General features: G+C 70.8%; 13 protein-coding genes. 3 read left to right on the forward strand and 10 right to left on the reverse strand.

Annotated features, from left to right (window positions below; translation table 11 throughout):
* Positions 1-82: 82 nt before the first annotated feature.
* From folE to dacB, 6 genes are all read right to left on the reverse strand, one after another.
* The gene (gene folE / locus ACFVHO_RS12440) at positions 83-688 is read right to left on the reverse strand and encodes a GTP cyclohydrolase I FolE (RefSeq protein WP_030361053.1); all 606 of its coding nucleotides are present in this window, start codon (positions 686-688) and stop codon (positions 83-85) included.
* A 122-nt stretch (positions 689-810) separates the two neighbouring features.
* Positions 811-2,856 (reverse strand): ATP-dependent zinc metalloprotease FtsH, encoded by a 2,046-nt coding sequence (gene ftsH / locus ACFVHO_RS12445; RefSeq protein WP_385712977.1) that lies wholly within the window; start codon positions 2,854-2,856, stop codon positions 811-813.
* Positions 2,857-3,019: 163 nt separating this feature from the next.
* A complete protein-coding gene (hpt, locus tag ACFVHO_RS12450) occupies positions 3,020-3,559 on the reverse strand; it encodes a hypoxanthine phosphoribosyltransferase (protein ID WP_030361055.1) in 540 nt (179 codons plus the stop codon).
* A 65-nt stretch (positions 3,560-3,624) separates the two neighbouring features.
* Positions 3,625-4,674, reverse strand: coding sequence for a tRNA lysidine(34) synthetase TilS (tilS, locus tag ACFVHO_RS12455; protein ID WP_385712799.1), 1,050 nt, complete (start codon positions 4,672-4,674; stop codon positions 3,625-3,627).
* Between the two features lie 175 nt (positions 4,675-4,849).
* A complete protein-coding gene (locus ACFVHO_RS12460; protein WP_385712801.1) occupies positions 4,850-5,977 on the reverse strand; it encodes a zinc-dependent metalloprotease in 1,128 nt (375 codons plus the stop codon).
* A 276-nt stretch (positions 5,978-6,253) separates the two neighbouring features.
* On the reverse strand, positions 6,254-7,768 hold the full coding sequence (gene dacB, locus ACFVHO_RS12465) for a D-alanyl-D-alanine carboxypeptidase/D-alanyl-D-alanine-endopeptidase (RefSeq protein ID WP_385712803.1): 1,515 nt from the start codon (positions 7,766-7,768) through the stop codon (positions 6,254-6,256).
* Positions 7,769-7,853: 85 nt separating this feature from the next.
* Between dacB and ACFVHO_RS12470 the strand changes: the two genes are divergently transcribed.
* Both ACFVHO_RS12470 and ACFVHO_RS12475 read left to right on the forward strand, forming a co-directional pair.
* Positions 7,854-8,345 carry an inorganic diphosphatase gene (locus ACFVHO_RS12470; protein WP_030361059.1) on the forward strand — a complete coding sequence of 164 codons (492 nt, stop codon included), beginning with the start codon at positions 7,854-7,856 and terminating at the stop codon, positions 8,343-8,345.
* Positions 8,346-8,583: 238 nt separating this feature from the next.
* Positions 8,584-10,236 (forward strand): threonine/serine exporter ThrE family protein, encoded by a 1,653-nt coding sequence (locus ACFVHO_RS12475; protein ID WP_385712805.1) that lies wholly within the window; start codon positions 8,584-8,586, stop codon positions 10,234-10,236.
* A 6-nt stretch (positions 10,237-10,242) separates the two neighbouring features.
* Here the strand turns inward: ACFVHO_RS12475 and ACFVHO_RS12480 are convergent, their stop codons facing one another.
* Both ACFVHO_RS12480 and ACFVHO_RS12485 read right to left on the reverse strand, forming a co-directional pair.
* Positions 10,243-11,448 carry a DedA family protein gene (locus ACFVHO_RS12480; RefSeq protein WP_385712807.1) on the reverse strand — a complete coding sequence of 402 codons (1,206 nt, stop codon included), beginning with the start codon at positions 11,446-11,448 and terminating at the stop codon, positions 10,243-10,245.
* 244 nt (positions 11,449-11,692) lie between these two features.
* Positions 11,693-12,463 (reverse strand): MerR family transcriptional regulator, encoded by a 771-nt coding sequence (locus tag ACFVHO_RS12485; protein ID WP_385712809.1) that lies wholly within the window; start codon positions 12,461-12,463, stop codon positions 11,693-11,695.
* A gap of 131 nt (positions 12,464-12,594) precedes the next feature.
* Here ACFVHO_RS12485 and ACFVHO_RS12490 point away from each other — a divergent pair, with 131 nt between their 5' ends.
* Complete coding sequence (locus ACFVHO_RS12490; protein WP_385712811.1) at positions 12,595-14,007, forward strand: glutamate decarboxylase; 1,413 nt, start codon at positions 12,595-12,597, stop codon at positions 14,005-14,007.
* Positions 14,008-14,222: 215 nt separating this feature from the next.
* Here the strand turns inward: ACFVHO_RS12490 and ACFVHO_RS12495 are convergent, their stop codons facing one another.
* Together ACFVHO_RS12495 and ACFVHO_RS12500 are read right to left on the reverse strand one after the other, a co-directional pair.
* The gene (locus tag ACFVHO_RS12495) at positions 14,223-15,065 is read right to left on the reverse strand and encodes an ABC transporter permease (RefSeq protein ID WP_385712813.1); all 843 of its coding nucleotides are present in this window, start codon (positions 15,063-15,065) and stop codon (positions 14,223-14,225) included.
* Complete coding sequence (locus tag ACFVHO_RS12500; protein WP_385712815.1) at positions 15,062-16,024, reverse strand: ATP-binding cassette domain-containing protein; 963 nt, start codon at positions 16,022-16,024, stop codon at positions 15,062-15,064. Before ACFVHO_RS12500 ends, ACFVHO_RS12495 begins: the two co-directional genes overlap by 4 nt.
* Positions 16,025-16,063 lie beyond the last annotated feature (39 nt).

Raw genomic sequence — 16,063 nt, forward strand, 5'->3', positions numbered from 1 at the left:
CACCCGGACACCGTCCAATGGTTACGGCGACAACTACCGCACGAGAAGGGCGACTTGAGGGGAACCGTTCCGCCTCACGACGTCATCGCGCCATGATCAGACTCATCGCCTCGTTGCGCGTCGCCGGATCCCGCAGCTGCCCCCGCACCGCCGACGTGATCGTCTTCGCGCCGGGCTTGCGGACACCTCGCATGGTCATGCACATGTGCTCGCACTCGACCACGACGATGACCCCGCGCGGCTCCAGGATCTGCATCAGGGAGTCCGCGATCTGCGTGGTCAGCCGCTCCTGGACCTGCGGGCGGCGGGCGTAGACGTCGACGAGCCGGGCGAGCTTGGACAGGCCGGTGATCTTGCCGTCGGAGGACGGGATGTACCCGACGTGGGCGACGCCGACGAAGGGGACGAGGTGGTGCTCGCAGGAACTCATCACTTCGATGTCCTTCACCAGGACCATCTCGTCGTGCCCCAGGTCGAACGTCGTCGTCAGGACGTCCTCGGGCTCCTGCCACAGGCCCGCGAATATCTCCTTGTACGCGCGTGCCACCCGCCCGGGCGTCTCCCGCAGGCCCTCGCGGTCCGGGTCCTCGCCGACCGCGATCAGCAGCTCCCGCACGGCGTTCTCGGCCCGCTTCTCGTCGAACTCACCGATCGTGCCCTCGCCGTCCAGCGTCACGGGGTCGGTCATCTGTGCCTCGTTCCTGGGTCCTGTGTTGCGGACGGCCGAAAACAGCCGCGCCCCCCAGGCTAGAACCTGGGGGGCGCGGCATCCATTCCGGGCCTGGTGGAGCGCCCGGGACGGGGTGTGGCTCAGCTCTCGGGGCGGTCCTCAGGGGCCACCTCGAGGGACGGGGTGTCGCTCGTGCCGGTCGCACCGGTCGCTCCGGCGGTCACCGCGGGGGTGGCACCGTTCGCGCCGTTCGTCAGCGACAGTTCCTTCGGCGAGAGCACCGGCGGGCGTGTCGACGGCGTACGCCGGGTGGAGCCCGTCCAGGCCGGACGGGCCGGGCGCTTGACGATCGGGGCGAAGATCTCCGCGATCTCCTCCTTGCCGAGCGTCTCCCGCTCCAGGAGCTGGAGGACCAGGTTGTCGAGAACGTCGCGGTTCTCGACGAGGATCTCCCAGGCCTCGTTGTGCGCGGTCTCGATGAGCTTCTTGACCTCTTCGTCGACCAGCGCCGCGACCTCTTCCGAGTAGTCCCGCTGGTGCGCCATCTCGCGCCCGAGGAACGGCTCGGTGTTGTCGCCGCCGAACTTGATCGCGCCCAGACGCTCGGTCATGCCGTACTGCGTGACCATCGCGCGAGCGGTGGCCGTGGCCTTCTCGATGTCGTTGGCCGCACCGGTGGTCGGGTCGTGGAAGACCAGTTCCTCGGCCGCGCGCCCGCCCAGCATGTACGCCAGCTGGTCGAGCATTTCGTTGCGCGTGGTCGAGTACTTGTCCTCGTCCGGCAGGACCATGGTGTAGCCGAGGGCGCGGCCGCGCGACAGGATCGTGATCTTGTGGACCGGGTCCGAGTTCGGAGAAGCCGCCGCGACCAGGGCGTGTCCGCCCTCGTGGTACGCGGTGATCTTCTTCTCCTTGTCGGACATGATCCGGGTCCGCTTCTGCGGGCCCGCCACGACGCGGTCGATGGCCTCGTCCAGCATGTGGTTGTCGATCAGCTTCTGGTTGCTGCGCGCGGTGAGCAGCGCGGCCTCGTTCAGGACGTTCGACAGGTCGGCGCCCGTGAAGCCCGGCGTACGACGGGCAACCGCGCCCAGGTCGACGTCCGGGGCGACCGGCTTGCCCTTCTGGTGAACCTTGAGGATCTCCAGACGGCCCTGCATGTCCGGACGGTCGACGGCGATCTGCCGGTCGAAGCGGCCGGGGCGCAGGAGCGCCGGGTCGAGGATGTCCGGGCGGTTCGTGGCGGCGATCAGGATGACGCCGCCCTTCACGTCGAAGCCGTCCATCTCGACGAGCAGCTGGTTGAGCGTCTGCTCGCGCTCGTCGTGGCCACCGCCGAGACCGGCACCGCGGTGTCGGCCGACGGCGTCGATCTCGTCGACGAAGACGATCGCCGGGGCGTTCGCCTTGGCCTGCTCGAAGAGGTCACGCACTCGGGAGGCACCGACACCGACGAACATCTCGACGAAGTCGGAACCCGAGATCGAGTAGAACGGGACGCCCGCCTCGCCCGCGACGGCGCGCGCGAGCAGGGTCTTGCCCGTACCGGGCGGGCCGTACAGGAGCACGCCCTTGGGGATCTTGGCGCCGACGGCCTGGAACTTCGCCGGCTCCTGGAGGAACTCCTTGATCTCGTGGAGTTCCTCGACGGCCTCGTCGGAACCCGCGACGTCGGCGAACGTCGTCTTCGGGGTGTCCTTGGTGATGAGCTTCGCCTTGGACTTGCCGAAGTTCATGACTCGGCTGCCGCCGCCCTGCATCTGATTCATCAGGAACAGGAACACGACGACGATGAGGACGAACGGGAGAAGGGACAGCAGGATGCCGACGAAGGGGTTCTGCTTCGACGGGGAGACGGTGTAACCGTCCGGGATCTGCTTGTCCTCGTATTTGGCCTGCAGCGTCTTGGCGAGCTCGACGCCCTGGTCGCCGATGTAGCTCGCCTGGATCTTGCTGCTGCCCTTGACCTTCTGGCCGTCCTTGAGCTCCACCTTGATGGTGTGATCGTCACCGGTGGTGAGCTTGGCCGACTCGACCTTGTTGTCGTCGATGGCCTGCACGACCTGGCCGGTGTCCACCGTCTTGTAGCCACCGGACGAACCGACGACCTGCATCAACACGACCACGGCAAGGACGGCCAGCACAATCCACATGACTGGCCCACGGAAGTATCGCTTCACGTCCATCCACACGGAGCGATGACGCTCCGTACCTCCTGCCATAGTGAGTTTGATAAAGACTGTTCTTCGGACGGTACCCCAGCATTGTCACCCGAAGCCGCACGGGACGGCTGGCAAACCCGCCTTCGCATGCTCCAACGGCGGGAAGCGGCTGAGGGTTCCCGGGAAGTCAGCCGCCGTACACGTGCGGAGCCAACGTTCCGACGAACGGGAGGTTGCGGTACTTCTCGGCGTAGTCCAGGCCGTACCCGACGACGAACTCGTTCGGGATGTCGAAGCCGACCCACTCCACGTCGATCGCGACCTTCGCGGCCTCGGGCTTGCGAAGCAGCGTGCACACCTTCAGCGAGGCGGGCTCGCGCGAGCCGAGGTTGGAGAGCAGCCAGGACAGCGTCAGACCGGAGTCGATGATGTCCTCGACGATCAGGACGTGCTTGCCCTTGATGTCGGTGTCCAGGTCCTTGAGGATGCGGACCACGCCGGAGGACTGCGTACCGGCGCCGTACGAGGACACCGCCATCCAGTCCATCGTGAGCGGCGTGGACAGTGCGCGCGCCAGGTCCGCCATGACCATCACGGCGCCCTTGAGCACACCGACGATCAGCAGGTCCTTGCCCGCGTACTCCGCGTCGATCTTCGCGGCCAGCTCGGCCAGCTTCGCGTCGATCTCTTCCTTGGTGATGAGCACCGACTGCAGGTCGGTGCCCATGTCTTTCGCGTCCACCCGTATCACTTTCGGTCGTCCCACCGGCCGGTCGGGAAAACGCTCCCCAGTCAGCCTTGCCGGATGACCAGTCTGCCACCCTGCCGCTGTGCGACGACTTTGCCCGGGAGATTGATCGCTCCCTGGCCGCGCCAGCCGGTGATCAGCCGGTCCACCTCTTCGATGTGCCGGGCGAACAGCGCGCCGGCCGGAGCGCCCGCCTCGATGGCCGCGCGGCGCACGATGCGGCGGCGCACGGCCGGCGGCAGCGCGAAGAGCTTCGCGCACTCCAGGAGGCCCCCGGCGTCCCGCACGGACGTCTCGGCCTGGGCGGCCCAGGCGTCGAGGGCGTCCGCGTCGTCGCGGGAGAGCTGCGCGGTGCGCGCGAGGGCTTCCACGACGCCCTTGCCGAGCGCCTTCTCCAGGGCGGGCAGGCCTTCGTGCCGCAGCCGGGAGCGGGTGTAGGCCGGGTCGGCGTTGTGCGGGTCGTCCCAGACCGGCAGGGACTGCACCATGCAGGCCTTGCGGGCGGTCTGGCGGTCCAGGTGCAGGAACGGCCTGCGATAGCGGCCGTCGGCTCCCGAGACGGCCGCCATGCCCGACAGGGACCGGATGCCGGAGCCGCGGGCGAGGCCGAGCAGAACCGTCTCGGCCTGGTCGTCGCGGGTGTGGCCGAGCAGGACGGCGGCGGCGTCGTGGCGCTCGGCCGCGTCGTCCAGCGCCGCGTACCTCGCGTCGCGGGCGGCGGCCTCCGGGCCGCCGTCGCGGCCCACGTGCACCACCAGGGACTCGATGGGATCGAGGCCGAGCGCGGTCATACGGGTGACGACCTCGGCGGCGCGCAGGTCGGAGCCGGGCTGCAGGCCGTGGTCGACGGTCACCGCGCCGGCTCGGATGCCGAGCTTGGGGGCCTCGAAGGCCAGTGCGGAGGCGAGCGCCATGGAGTCGGCGCCGCCGGAGCACGCCACGAGCACGAGCGGCGGGGGCGGCTGCTCGTGCAGGAGGTGGGGGGTGCCGGGGTGCGGGGTGAGGGTGCGCCGGGTGGCTACGTCGGTCAGTACGTCGTGAAGTACGCGGCGGACCGCCAGGCGTATCGCCGCGACCGCAGGATGGGGACCCATTCCGGTTGGTTCCCTTCATGAAGTTCGGGGGGTGAGCTCGATTCAGTCACTCAGAGTGTGTCGATGGTGACAGAACCGAGCCGTTACCCGAGCATTGCACGCCTACCCATGGCTCACGGTCCCTCGGACGGGTGATTGCGGGGGCGTTCTCCTGCCGTCGGCCGCGTCTGTTCGCTCAGTCTGCCTTACGGTGCACCCGCGCGACCCAGTCCGCCGGTTTGGCGATCTCCGCCTTGGTGGGAAGCGTGTTCGGGGAGGTCCACACGCGGTTGAAGCCGTCCATGCCGACCTCCTCCACGACCGCCCGCACGAACCGCTCCCCGTCGCGGTACTGCCGCAGCTTGGCGTCGAGGCCGAGGAGCTTGCGCAGCGCCTGGTCGAGGCGGCTCGCGCCGCGCTGGCGGCGCTCCTTGAACTTCTCCCGGATCTCGGTCACGGACGGTACGACGTCGGGGCCGACGCCGTCCATCACGTAGTCCGCGTGCCCTTCGAGCAGGGACATCACGGCGGTCAGGCGGGCCAGGATCTCGCGCTGGGCCGGGGTCTGGACGAGTTCCACGAACGTGCGGCCGCCGTCGCCGTCGTCGTCCGCGCCGTCCGTGCGGCCGCCCGCCAGGCTCTGCGCGGCCTCGCGGACGCGTTCGAGGACGGTCATCGGGTCGACCTCGGTCTCGCCGAGGAACGACTGGATCTCACCCTCCAGGTGGTCGCGCAGCCACGGCACCGACGAGAACTGGGTGCGGTGCGTCTCCTCGTGCAGGCACACCCAGAGCCTGAAGTCGTGCGGGTCCACGTCCAGTTCGCGTTCCACGTGGACGATGTTCGGTGCCACGAGCAGGAGGCGGCCGCCGCCGTTGCCGGCCGCGGGGAGTTCGCGGGTCGCCGGGGCGAAGGTCTCGTACTGGCCGAGGACGCGGGAGGCCAGGAACGACAGGAGCATGCCCAGCTCCACGCCCGTCACCTTGCCGCCGACCGCGCCCAGGACCGCGCCGCCCGGGCCGCTGCCCCTGCGGTCCTTCATCTTCTCCAGGAGCGGCTTGAGGACCGCCCTGAAGCCCGCCACGTTCGCGCGGACCCAGCCCGCGCGGTCCACCACGAGCACGGGGGTGTCGTGGATGTCCTCCGTCCCCATCCTCGTGAACGAACGGACGTGCGCCTCCGAGGACTTGGCGTGCCTGCGGAGCTCCGCGACGACTGCGCGGGCCTCGTCCCGGCTCACCTCCGGGCCCGGCCGCACGAGCCGGGTCGCGGTCGCCACCGCGAGATTCCAGTCGACCATCTCCGCACCACCCAGGCTCGTCATGCGTCAACGGTACGTGGTCGGCTGCGCCCGCGTACGGGGTTGGGGGCGCCCTTGGCCGACCGGCCGGGCTGGGCTGGGGCACCCCCGGGGCGGGTGGGGTTGCCGCCGTCCGGCGTGGTGGCGTCGGCCTTCGGCCGTGCCCCTACCCCGTCGTCACGGCACCGTCGCACCGGGCTGTGCCCACCCTCCCCCAAGCTCTCGGCTTCGCTCGAGCAGGGGGGACCCCCATCGCCCTCTGGGCGGACCAGCTGCCCACAGCAGGCAACAAAGCTCCGGCTAGTCGTCCCGGCCCGCCAGCACCGATGCCATCGCGTCCAGTGCCGACTGGGCGCCCTGGGGGTCCGTGGTTCCCGTGGTCATGAAGGCGAAGGCCAGGAGGCGGCCCTCGGGGTCGACGACCGTGCCGGCGAGGCTGTTGACGCCGGTGAGGGTGCCGGTCTTGGCGCGGACGACGCCGGTGCCCGCGGAGGCGTCGGGGTAGCGGTTGACGAGGGTGCCGGTGAAGCCCGCGACGGGCAGGCCCGTCACCACGGAGCGCAGTTCGGGTCGGCCGGGGCCCGCCGCGTGCTTGAGGAGGGCGGCGAGGAGCTTCGCGGAGAGCCGGTCGTCGCGGTCGAGGCCGCTGCCGTCGGCGAACTTCGCGCCGTCGAGGGGCAGTCCCAGCTTGTCGAGCCGCGCCCGCACCGCCCTGGCCGCCCCGTCGAAGCTGGCGGGTTCGCCCCCGGCCACCGCGGTCTCGCGGGCGAGGGCCTCGGCGATGTCGTTGTCGCTGTGCGTCAGCATCCGCTCGACGAGGGCGGACATGGGCTGGGAGCGGGTCCGGGCCAGCTCGGCGGCACCCTCGGGGGCCTTCGCGGGCTTCGGGTCGGCCTTGAGGCCGATGCCGCGCTCGCGCAGCAGGTTGGCGAAGTTGTGCGCCGCGTCCCGCGCGGGCTCGGCGGTGCGGGCCGCGGGCCCCGACGAGGAGTCGTCCAGGCGGCCCTCGTCGGCCATCAGGGCGCTGACGGGGGCGATGTTCTCGTTGGGGCCGATGGGGTGCTGCGGCGGCCCGGAGTAGCGGGAGGTGTCGTACGCCAGGGAGACGTCCTGGTCGGCGCCGCGCTTCTTGAGGGCCTTCGCGGTGTCGTCGGCGAGCTCGCGCAGGCTGGCGGACTCGGCGACGTACCGGCCCTCGCCGCGGGCGGTCAGGGTCGGGTCGCCGCCGCCGACGAGGACGACGTCGCGGGAGTCGCGGCGGATGACCGTCTTCGTGGTCAGGCGGTGGTCGGGGCCGAGGGCCGAGAGCGCCGCGACCGCCGTGGCGATCTTCGTGGTGGACGCGGGCGTCAGGGCCCGGCCCGAGCTCTTGCCGTACAGGCGCTTGCCCGTGGCCACGTCCACGACGACGCCGGACCGCTCGGGGCCGAGCTTCTTGTCGTCCATGAGGGGGCGCAGGACGTCCGCGAGCCGCTTGCCGCCGGTGTCCGGGGCCTTGCGGGCGCTGCGGCCGAGTCCGGCGAGCACGGAGGGCGCGCTGGGGGCCGCGTTCGGGGCCCCGCCACCGGCGCCACCGGCGTGATCTGTGCCACCCCCGGCTTCCTGGGAAGCCGCCAGGTCCCGCTCGGCCGTACGCTGGCCGGAGGAGTCCCAGGGGCCGGCCGCGGCGATCGCCACGGCCGCGACGACGAGGCCGACGGCGGCCGAGACGGCCGTGAGCTGCCAGGTCCTGAGTTTCGCGGGAGGCTTGACGGCAAGCCGCCTCAGAAGCTGCAGCGGCTTTCGAAGCTGCTGCCAAGGCTTGCGCTCGTCCACGACGACCTGCCCCTTTCGCGATCACACATCTGCGTGAGGGACACTTAACCACCCGAAGTATGTGCTGATCATGGAGGAGCCACCCGTGGAGTTCGACGTCACCATCGAGATTCCGAAGGGTTCGCGGAACAAGTACGAGGTCGACCACGAGACCGGCCGTATCCGCCTGGACCGTCGACTCTTCACGTCCACCAGCTACCCGGCGGACTACGGCTTCGTCGAGAACACCCTGGGCGAGGACGGCGACCCGCTGGACGCCCTGGTCATCCTCGACGAGCCGACCTTCCCGGGCTGCCTCATCAAGTGCCGCGCGATCGGCATGTTCCGGATGACGGACGAGGCCGGCGGCGACGACAAGCTGCTCTGCGTCCCCGCGTCGGACCCGCGCGTGGAGCACCTGCGCGACATCCACCACGTCTCCGAGTTCGACCGCCTGGAGATCCAGCACTTCTTCGAGGTCTACAAGGACCTGGAGCCCGGCAAGTCCGTCGAGGGCGCCGACTGGGTCGGCCGCACCGACGCCGAGGCCGAGATCGAGGCCTCGTACAAGCGCTTCGAGGCGCACGGCGGCCACTGAGCCCCTTTTTGCGCCTAAACCGGCGCCGCTCTCGCGGACCTGGTGCTCGCCATCGTGGTTTCGCAATTGATGGCTGCTGTTCGCGGGTGGTGACATCGACGGGCCGCGTGACCCCTATGGGGCACGCGGCCCGTTCGCGTGCGCCGACAGATGCGTGCGCATACTCACGAGGCTCGTGCGCATACTGACGTACGTAGGGTGCGCACACACGTACGTACACAGGAGCGAGGCATTACCCGTGGCAGAGGCGGAGGAGGACCGCAAGCCGCAGTCGGACGAGGCGCACAGCGCCTTCGCCCCCGTCGGCGGCGTCGACCAGGCGACCGGGCCCGAGGAGGACCACCCGTCATCGGAGTTCACGATCCCGACGGGTCTGCGGATTCCGCAGCTGCCCGAGGACACGGAGTCCTCGGCCTTCACGCCACCCCCCGCGTACGACGCCCAGCAACCGCCCGCCTTCACCCCGCCCGGCGGGGTCCCCGTGGTCCGGCTGGTCAAGGAGGCGCCCTGGCAGGACCGGATGCGCACGATCCTGCGCACGCCGGTGGCCGAGCGCCCGGCGCCGGAGCCGACGCAGCGGCACGAGGACGACGAGGGGCGCGCCGTGCCGCGCGTCCTGGACCTCACCCTGCGCATCGGGGAGCTGCTGCTCGCGGGCGGTGAGGGCGCGGAGGACGTGGAGGCGGCGATGTTCGCCGTGACGCACTCCTACGGCCTGGACCGCTGCGAGCCGAACGTCACGTTCACGCTGATCGCGATCTCGTACCAGCCCTCCCTCGTGGACGACCCGGTGACGGCGTCGCGGACGGTACGCCGCCGGGGCACCGACTACACGCGTCTGTCGGCCGTCTACCGGCTCGTGGACGACATCAGCTCCGAAGACGTCGACATCTCCCTGGAGGAGGCCTACCGGCGCCTCGCGGAGCTCCGCCGCAACCGGCACCCCTACCCGGGCTGGGCGCTGACGGCCGCGGCCGGGCTGCTCGCCGGTTCGGCGTCCGTGCTGGTCGGCGGTGACGTCCTGGTGTTCGTGGCGGCCGCCCTCGGCGCGATGCTCGGCGACCGGCTCGCGTGGCTGTGCGCGGGGCGCGGGCTGCCGGAGTTCTACCAGTTCGTGGTCGCGGCGATGCCCCCGGCCGCGATGGGCGTGGCGATCAGTCTGCTCGACCTGCCGGACGTGAAGGCGTCCGCGGTGATCACCGGTGGTCTGTTCGCGCTGATCCCCGGGCGGGCGCTCGTCGCGGGCGTGCAGGACGGCCTGACCGGCTACTACATCACCGCCGCCGCCCGGCTCCTCGAGGTCGGGTATCTGATCGTCGGGATCGTCTGCGGCGTCCTGATGGTGCTCTATCTGGGCGTGACCCTCGACGCGGGCCTCAACCCGGAGACGTCGATCCACTCCTCCGACCGGCCGTGGATCCAGATCCTCGCGTCCATGTCGCTGAGCCTGGCCTTCGCCATCCTGCTCCAGCAGGAACGTTCAACCGTGCTCCTGGTGACGCTGAACGGCGGGGTGGCCTGGATCGTGTTCGGTGCCCTCGCCCGCGCCGGAGGCATCTCGCCGGTGGCGGCGACGGCGGTCGCGGCGGGGCTCGTGGGCCTGTTCGGCCAGCTCCTGTCGCGCTACCGGTTCGCGTCCGCGCTGCCGTACGTGACGGCGGCGATCGGGCCGCTCCTGCCCGGTAGCGCCACGTACTTCGGGCTTCTGGAGATCGCCAGGAACAACCTCAACCCGGGGCTCGCCTCGCTCTCCAAGGCCGCCGCCCTGGCCCTCGCCATCGCCATCGGCGTGAACCTGGGCGGTGAGCTGTCCCGGCTCTTCCTCAAGGCGCCGCGGGTGGCCGCGGGCCAGAAGGGCCGCCGCGCGGCCAAGCGGACGCGCGGCTTCTAGCGCAGGTCAGTACCTGGGGTTGCCGGGCTGCTGTGGCTCTTCGGGGTACGGAGGCTGCTGGGGCTGCTGACGGCCCAGGTACTGGGTCTGGTGGTCCGGGTACGGGGGCTGCTGGGGCTGCTGGCCCTGGTACTGCCCGTCGTACTGCTGGGCGGCGGGGTCGTACGGGGCTTGGTACTGCTGGCCGCCCTGCTGGCCCTCGTACTGGTTGCCGTACTGATCGCCGTACTGGTTGCCGTACTGCCCCTGGTACTGCTGGTGCTGGGCGTGCTGGGCCTGCTGGTCCGGGTAGCCCTGCTGCTGGGACTGGGCGGGCCCGTCGCCGTACTGCGGCTGCTGGCGGCCGAGGAACTGGGTCTGGTGGTCGCCGTACTGCGGCTGCTGCGACTGGTAGTGCTGGCCGTTCGCGCCGCCGCCGTACTGGCCGCCGTCCTGCCGGCCCGGGTACGGGGACTGCTGCGGGTACGGGGACTGCTGGGACTGGTGTGCCCCGTACTGCGCGCCGCCGTGGCCGCCGAAGTCGTCGGCTGCGTGGTCGGCGTGGTCGGCGTGGGCGTCGTCCTGGGCCGCCGGGGCCTGCGCGGCCTCCTTCTTGCTCTTCGAGCGGGCCCGCAGGAATTCGACGATGATCGGGACGACCGAGATGAGGACGATCAGGATCAGGATCGCCTCGATGTTCTTGTGGACGAACTCGTGCTTGCCGAGCCAGGCGCCGAGCAGCGTGACGCCCGCGCCCCACAGGACGCCACCGAGGATGTTGAACGTGATGAACGAGCGGTACCGCATGCCGCTGACGCCCGCGATGATCGGCGTGAACGTCCGCACGATCGGCACGAAGCGGGCCAGGACCAGGGACTTCGGGCCGTGCTTCTCGAAGAACTCGTGGGCCTTGACCACGTTCTCCTGCTTGAAGAGCTTGGAGTCCGGGCGGTTGAACAGCGACGGGCCGACCTTCTTGCCGAAGAGATAGCCGGCCTGGTCGCCGAGGATCGCGGCGATGACGATCAGGATGCAGGCCAGCCACAGCGGGGTGTCCAGCTTGTTCGTCGTGATCAGCAGACCCGTGGTGAACAGGAGCGAGTCGCCGGGCAGGAAGAAGCCGATGAGCAGGCCCGACTCTGCGAAGACGATCAGGAGCAGGCCCCAGAGTCCGAACTGGTTCAGCAGGTAGTCCGGATCCAGCCAGCTTGGTCCGAGCGCAAGCGTCGTCACGGTTCCGGGCTCCTGTGGGTGTGAGGGGGTGCGGCGGTGGGGCTCTGCGGGCGGGCCGTGCGGTGTGATGGCATCGGTCGCCGCCCAAAGTTACCAACGCGAGGTGACGCGGGCAGGTTCCACCGGTTCCCCTCAGGTTCCCCCGGGAGCCACGGGGCGCGCCAGGCACCCTGAGGCCAAGCTCGCGCTCCCCCGAGGGCCACGGGACGCCCGGGACGTCCCTGGGCCCCCCGGGGGGGCGCGGTCACTCGCCCCGGGCCCCCGCGCGGGCCGCGTTCGCGTGGATCGCGTCCCGCATGTACACGGCGAGGCCCGGACGGATGGCCTCGTACGTGGCCGTGAAGCGGGCGTCGGAGACGTACATGTCACCGAGGCAGCCGTGCAGCTCGTGCGAGCAGTCGTAGTAGCTGGAGCAGATGAAACGGCGGTGCTCCTCCGCCACGTCCATGGCGTCGGCGGAGTCCGCGGGCGCTCCGGCGCCCAACAGGTCGCCCATGCGCGCGTGGATCGCGTCGAGCTCCTCGGTCAGCCGCTTCCAGTCCTCCTTGGTGTACGCGGCGGTGCGGCGCTGCGACTCGGCGTACGCCTCGGTGTCGCCCCAGCGGGCCTCCACCTCCTCCGCGTGCTCGTCGGGATCGAAGTCTCCGAAGACCTCGAACTTCTCCTCGGGCGTGAGGTTGATGCCCATGCGTCTCGCCTCCATGGCGGTCTCCACGGCCGCGGCCATCTGCTGGAGCTTGGCGATCCGGGCGGACAGCAGCTCGTGCTGGCGGCGCAGGTGCGCACGCGGGTCCGCGTCCGGGTCGTCGAGCAGGATCGCGACCTGGTCGAGGGGGAAGCCCAGCTCCCGGTAGAACAGGATCTGCTGCAGCCGGTCCAGGTCACCGTCGCTGTAGCGCCGGTGGCCCGCGTGGCTGCGCTCGCTCGGCGCGAGCAGGCCGATCTCGTCGTAGTGGTGCAGCGTGCGCACCGTGACCCCGGCGAAACCGGCGACCTGTCCCACGGAGTAGCTCATGGTTTCCGCCCTCTCTTGCTCGGTACGCGTCTCAGCCTGAGTCCTCACGTCACGTGAGGTGCAAGCCCAAAGGGTCAGCCATATCCTCCCGAAAGGGACAGCCCCCCGAGCTTCGGCCGGAAGGATCCGCGATGCCCCTCCACCAGGGCCCCGATCGGCCCGACGACCGCCCCCTCTCGGTGAACCCGTTCTACGGCGAGGCGAACCCCGTCGGCGGCATGACCGAGGCCCCGCCCAAGCACCGGCTCCCCGACGGGCCGCTGCCGCCCATGACCGCGTACCAGCTCGTCCACGACGAACTCATGCTGGACGGGAACTCCCGCCTCAACCTCGCCACCTTCGTCACCACCTGGATGGAGCCGCAGGCCGGGGTCCTGATGGCGGAGTGCCGGGACAAGAACATGATCGACAAGGACGAGTACCCGCGCACGGCCGAGCTGGAGCGGCGCTGCGTCGCGATGCTCGCCGACCTGTGGAACGCGCCCGACCCCGCGGCGGCCGTCGGCTGCTCCACCACCGGCTCCAGCGAGGCCTGCATGCTCGCCGGGATGGCCCTCAAACGCCGCTGGGCCCGCCGCAACGCCGACCGCTACCCCTCCCGCGAGGCCCGGCCCAATCTCGTCATGGGCGTCAACGTGCAGGTCTGCTGGGAGAAGTTCTGCGACTTCTGGGAGGTCGAGGCGCGGCAGGTGCCCATGGAGGGCGAGCGGTACCACCTCTCCGCCGAGGCCGCCGCCGCGCTCTGCGACGAGAACACCATCGGCGTCGTCACCGTCCTCGGCTCCACCTTCGACGGCTCCTACGAGCCCGTCGCCGAGGTCTGCGCGGCGCTCGACGCCCTCCAGGAGCGGACCGGGCTCGACATCCCCGTCCACGTCGACGGGGCGTCCGGCGCGATGGTCGCGCCCTTCCTCGACGAGGACCTCGTCTGGGACTTCCGGCTGCCCCGCGTCTCGTCCGTCAACACCTCCGGGCACAAGTACGGGCTCGTCTACCCGGGCGTCGGGTGGGCGCTGTGGCGTACGCCCGCCGAGCTGCCCGACGAGCTGGTCTTCCGCGTGAACTATCTCGGCGGTGACATGCCTACGTTCGCGCTGAACTTCTCCCGGCCCGGGGCGCAGGTCGTCGCGCAGTACTACACCTTCCTGCGGCTCGGGCGCGAGGGCTATCGGGCCGTGCAGCAGGCGTCCCGGGACGTGGCGCGGGGGCTGGCCACACGGATCGAGGCCCTCGGGGACTTCCGGCTTCTCACGCGGGGCGACGAGTTGCCGGTGTTCGCGTTCACCACCGCGCCGGACGTGTCCGCGTACGACGTGTTCGACGTCGCTCGGCGGTTGCGGGAGCGGGGGTGGCTGGTGCCCGCCTATACGTTCCCCGCGAACCGGGAGGATCTGGCCGTGCTGCGAGTCGTCTGCCGCAACGGGTTCTCGTCCGACCTCGCGCAGCTCTTCGTGGAGGACCTGGGGCGGCTCCTCCCCGAGCTGCGCCGCCAGCCGCATCCGCTGACGCGGGATCGGGGGGTTGCCACGGGGTTCCACCACTAGGGGGTGGGGCCTCGCGGGGCGCCCCAGTCCCGCCCCTTCTCCGAAACCGGGGGCTGCCGCCCCCTGGACCCCCGCTGTCGGCGCTTCGCGCCTCGTCCTCAAACGCCGGACGGGCTGAAACCATCCAGCCCCTCCGGCGATTGAGGAGCGGGGTCTGGGGCGGAGCCCCAGGATCGGGAAGGGGTGGGATTGGGGAGCCCCCGGCAAGGCCGCCCTTACTTGCTCAGCGCCCCGAACCTCCGCACCGCCAGCGGCAGGAACACGCCCACCAGGGCCAGCGGCCAGGCGACCGCGAGGAGTTCGGCGTGGTCGGCGGCCCAGGACGTGCCGGTCACGCCGGGGTCGTTGCCGAAGAGGTCACGGACGGCCGTGGCGGCCGCGGACATCGGGTTCCACTCGACCGCCGTGCCGAGCCAGTCGGGCATGTTCTGGGGGACGGTGAAGGCGTTGGAGAGGAATCCGACGGGCCAGACGAGGATCTGCACGGCGACGACGAGCTCCGGCTTGCCGGCGACCATGGCGAGGTAGATGCCGAGCCACAGCATGGCGAACCGCAGGAGCATGAGCAGCCCGACGGCACCGAGGACCCCGGCGAACGACCCGTGCCAGCGCCAGCCGATGGCGAGCCCGACGCCCATCATGACGATGAGGGAGGCGAAGGACTGGAGCATGTCGGCGACGGAACGGCCCACCAGGACGGCCCCGTTGGTCATCGGCATGGACCGGAAGCGGTCGATGACGCCCTTGTTGAGGTCGGTGGTGACGGCGACCATCGTGGCGTCCAGGCCGAAGACCATCGTCAGCGCGAACATGCCGGGCACGAGGAACTCGGCGTAGTCGCCCTGGATGCCCTTGCCGCCGCCGATCAGGTAGTTGAACATCAGCAGCAGCATCACCGGGAAGGCGAGCCCGACGACGACCTGCACGGGCTGGCGCGCCCAGTGGGCGAGTTCGCGCCGGGACATGGTCCAGGAGTCGGTGAGGGCCCAGCCGATCCGGGAGCCGCCCGCCCCGGACACGGCCACCGCCGTCGGCGTACCGCCAGTAGTCGTACTCACACGGCCTCCTTCATGCGTTCCTGGTCCTCCGTGCGCCCGGTCAGGCGCAGGAACACCTCGTCCAGGGTCGGCCTGCGCACCGCGATGTCCTCCGCCTCGATGCCCGCCTCCTGGAGAGCCCGTACGACCCGGGTCAGGGCCTCCATGCGGTCGGTGACGGGCGCGCTGGCCAGGCGCCGGTCGGCGTCGACCGTCACGTCGTCCGCGGAGCCGGGCAGCAGCCGGGCCGCGCGCACCAGCTCGGCCCCGTCGCGTACGACGACGTCGATGCGGTCGCCGCCGAGCCGGGCCTTCAGGTCGTCGGCGGTGCCCTCCGCGATGACCCTGCCGTGGTCGATCAGGGAGATGCGGTCGGCCAGTTGGTCGGCCTCTTCGAGGTACTGCGTGGTCAGGAGCACCGTCGTGCCCGCGCCGACCAGGGAGCGCACCGCGTCCCACACCTCGGCGCGGCCGCGCGGGTCGAGGCCCGTCGTCGGCTCGTCCAGGAAGAGCACCTCCGGTTCCGTGATCAGTGACGCGGCGAGGTCCAGGCGGCGCCGCATGCCGCCGCTGTACTGCTTGACCGCCTTGCGACCGGTCTCCGCGAGGCCGAAGCGGTCAAGGAGCTCGTCGGCCCGCACGCGCGCGCGGCGTGCGCCCAGGTGGTAGAGGCGGCCGAACATCTCCAGGTTCTGGTGGCCGCTCAGCTCCTCGTCGACGGCGGCGTGCTGGCCGAGCAGGCCGATGCGGCGGCGCACCTCGCCCGCCTGCCGTCCCGCGTCGTACCCGGCGATCTCCACGCGCCCCTCGTCCGCCCGGAGCAGCGTGGCCATGATCCGCACCGCCGTGGTCTTGCCCGCGCCGTTCGGCCCGAGCACGCCGTGCACCGTGCCGCGCGCGGCCACCAGGTCGAGCCCGTCCAGGGCCCGCTTCTCGCCGTACCGTTTCCGTGCGCCTTCGACGACGATCGCGTCCGTCATCCGACTCCCTCCGGGGTTCATCACTGCCCAGCCCACACA

It is taken from the genome of Streptomyces sp. NPDC127108 (genome assembly GCF_042677545.1).
Classification (GTDB): Bacteria; Actinomycetota; Actinomycetes; order Streptomycetales; family Streptomycetaceae; genus Streptomyces.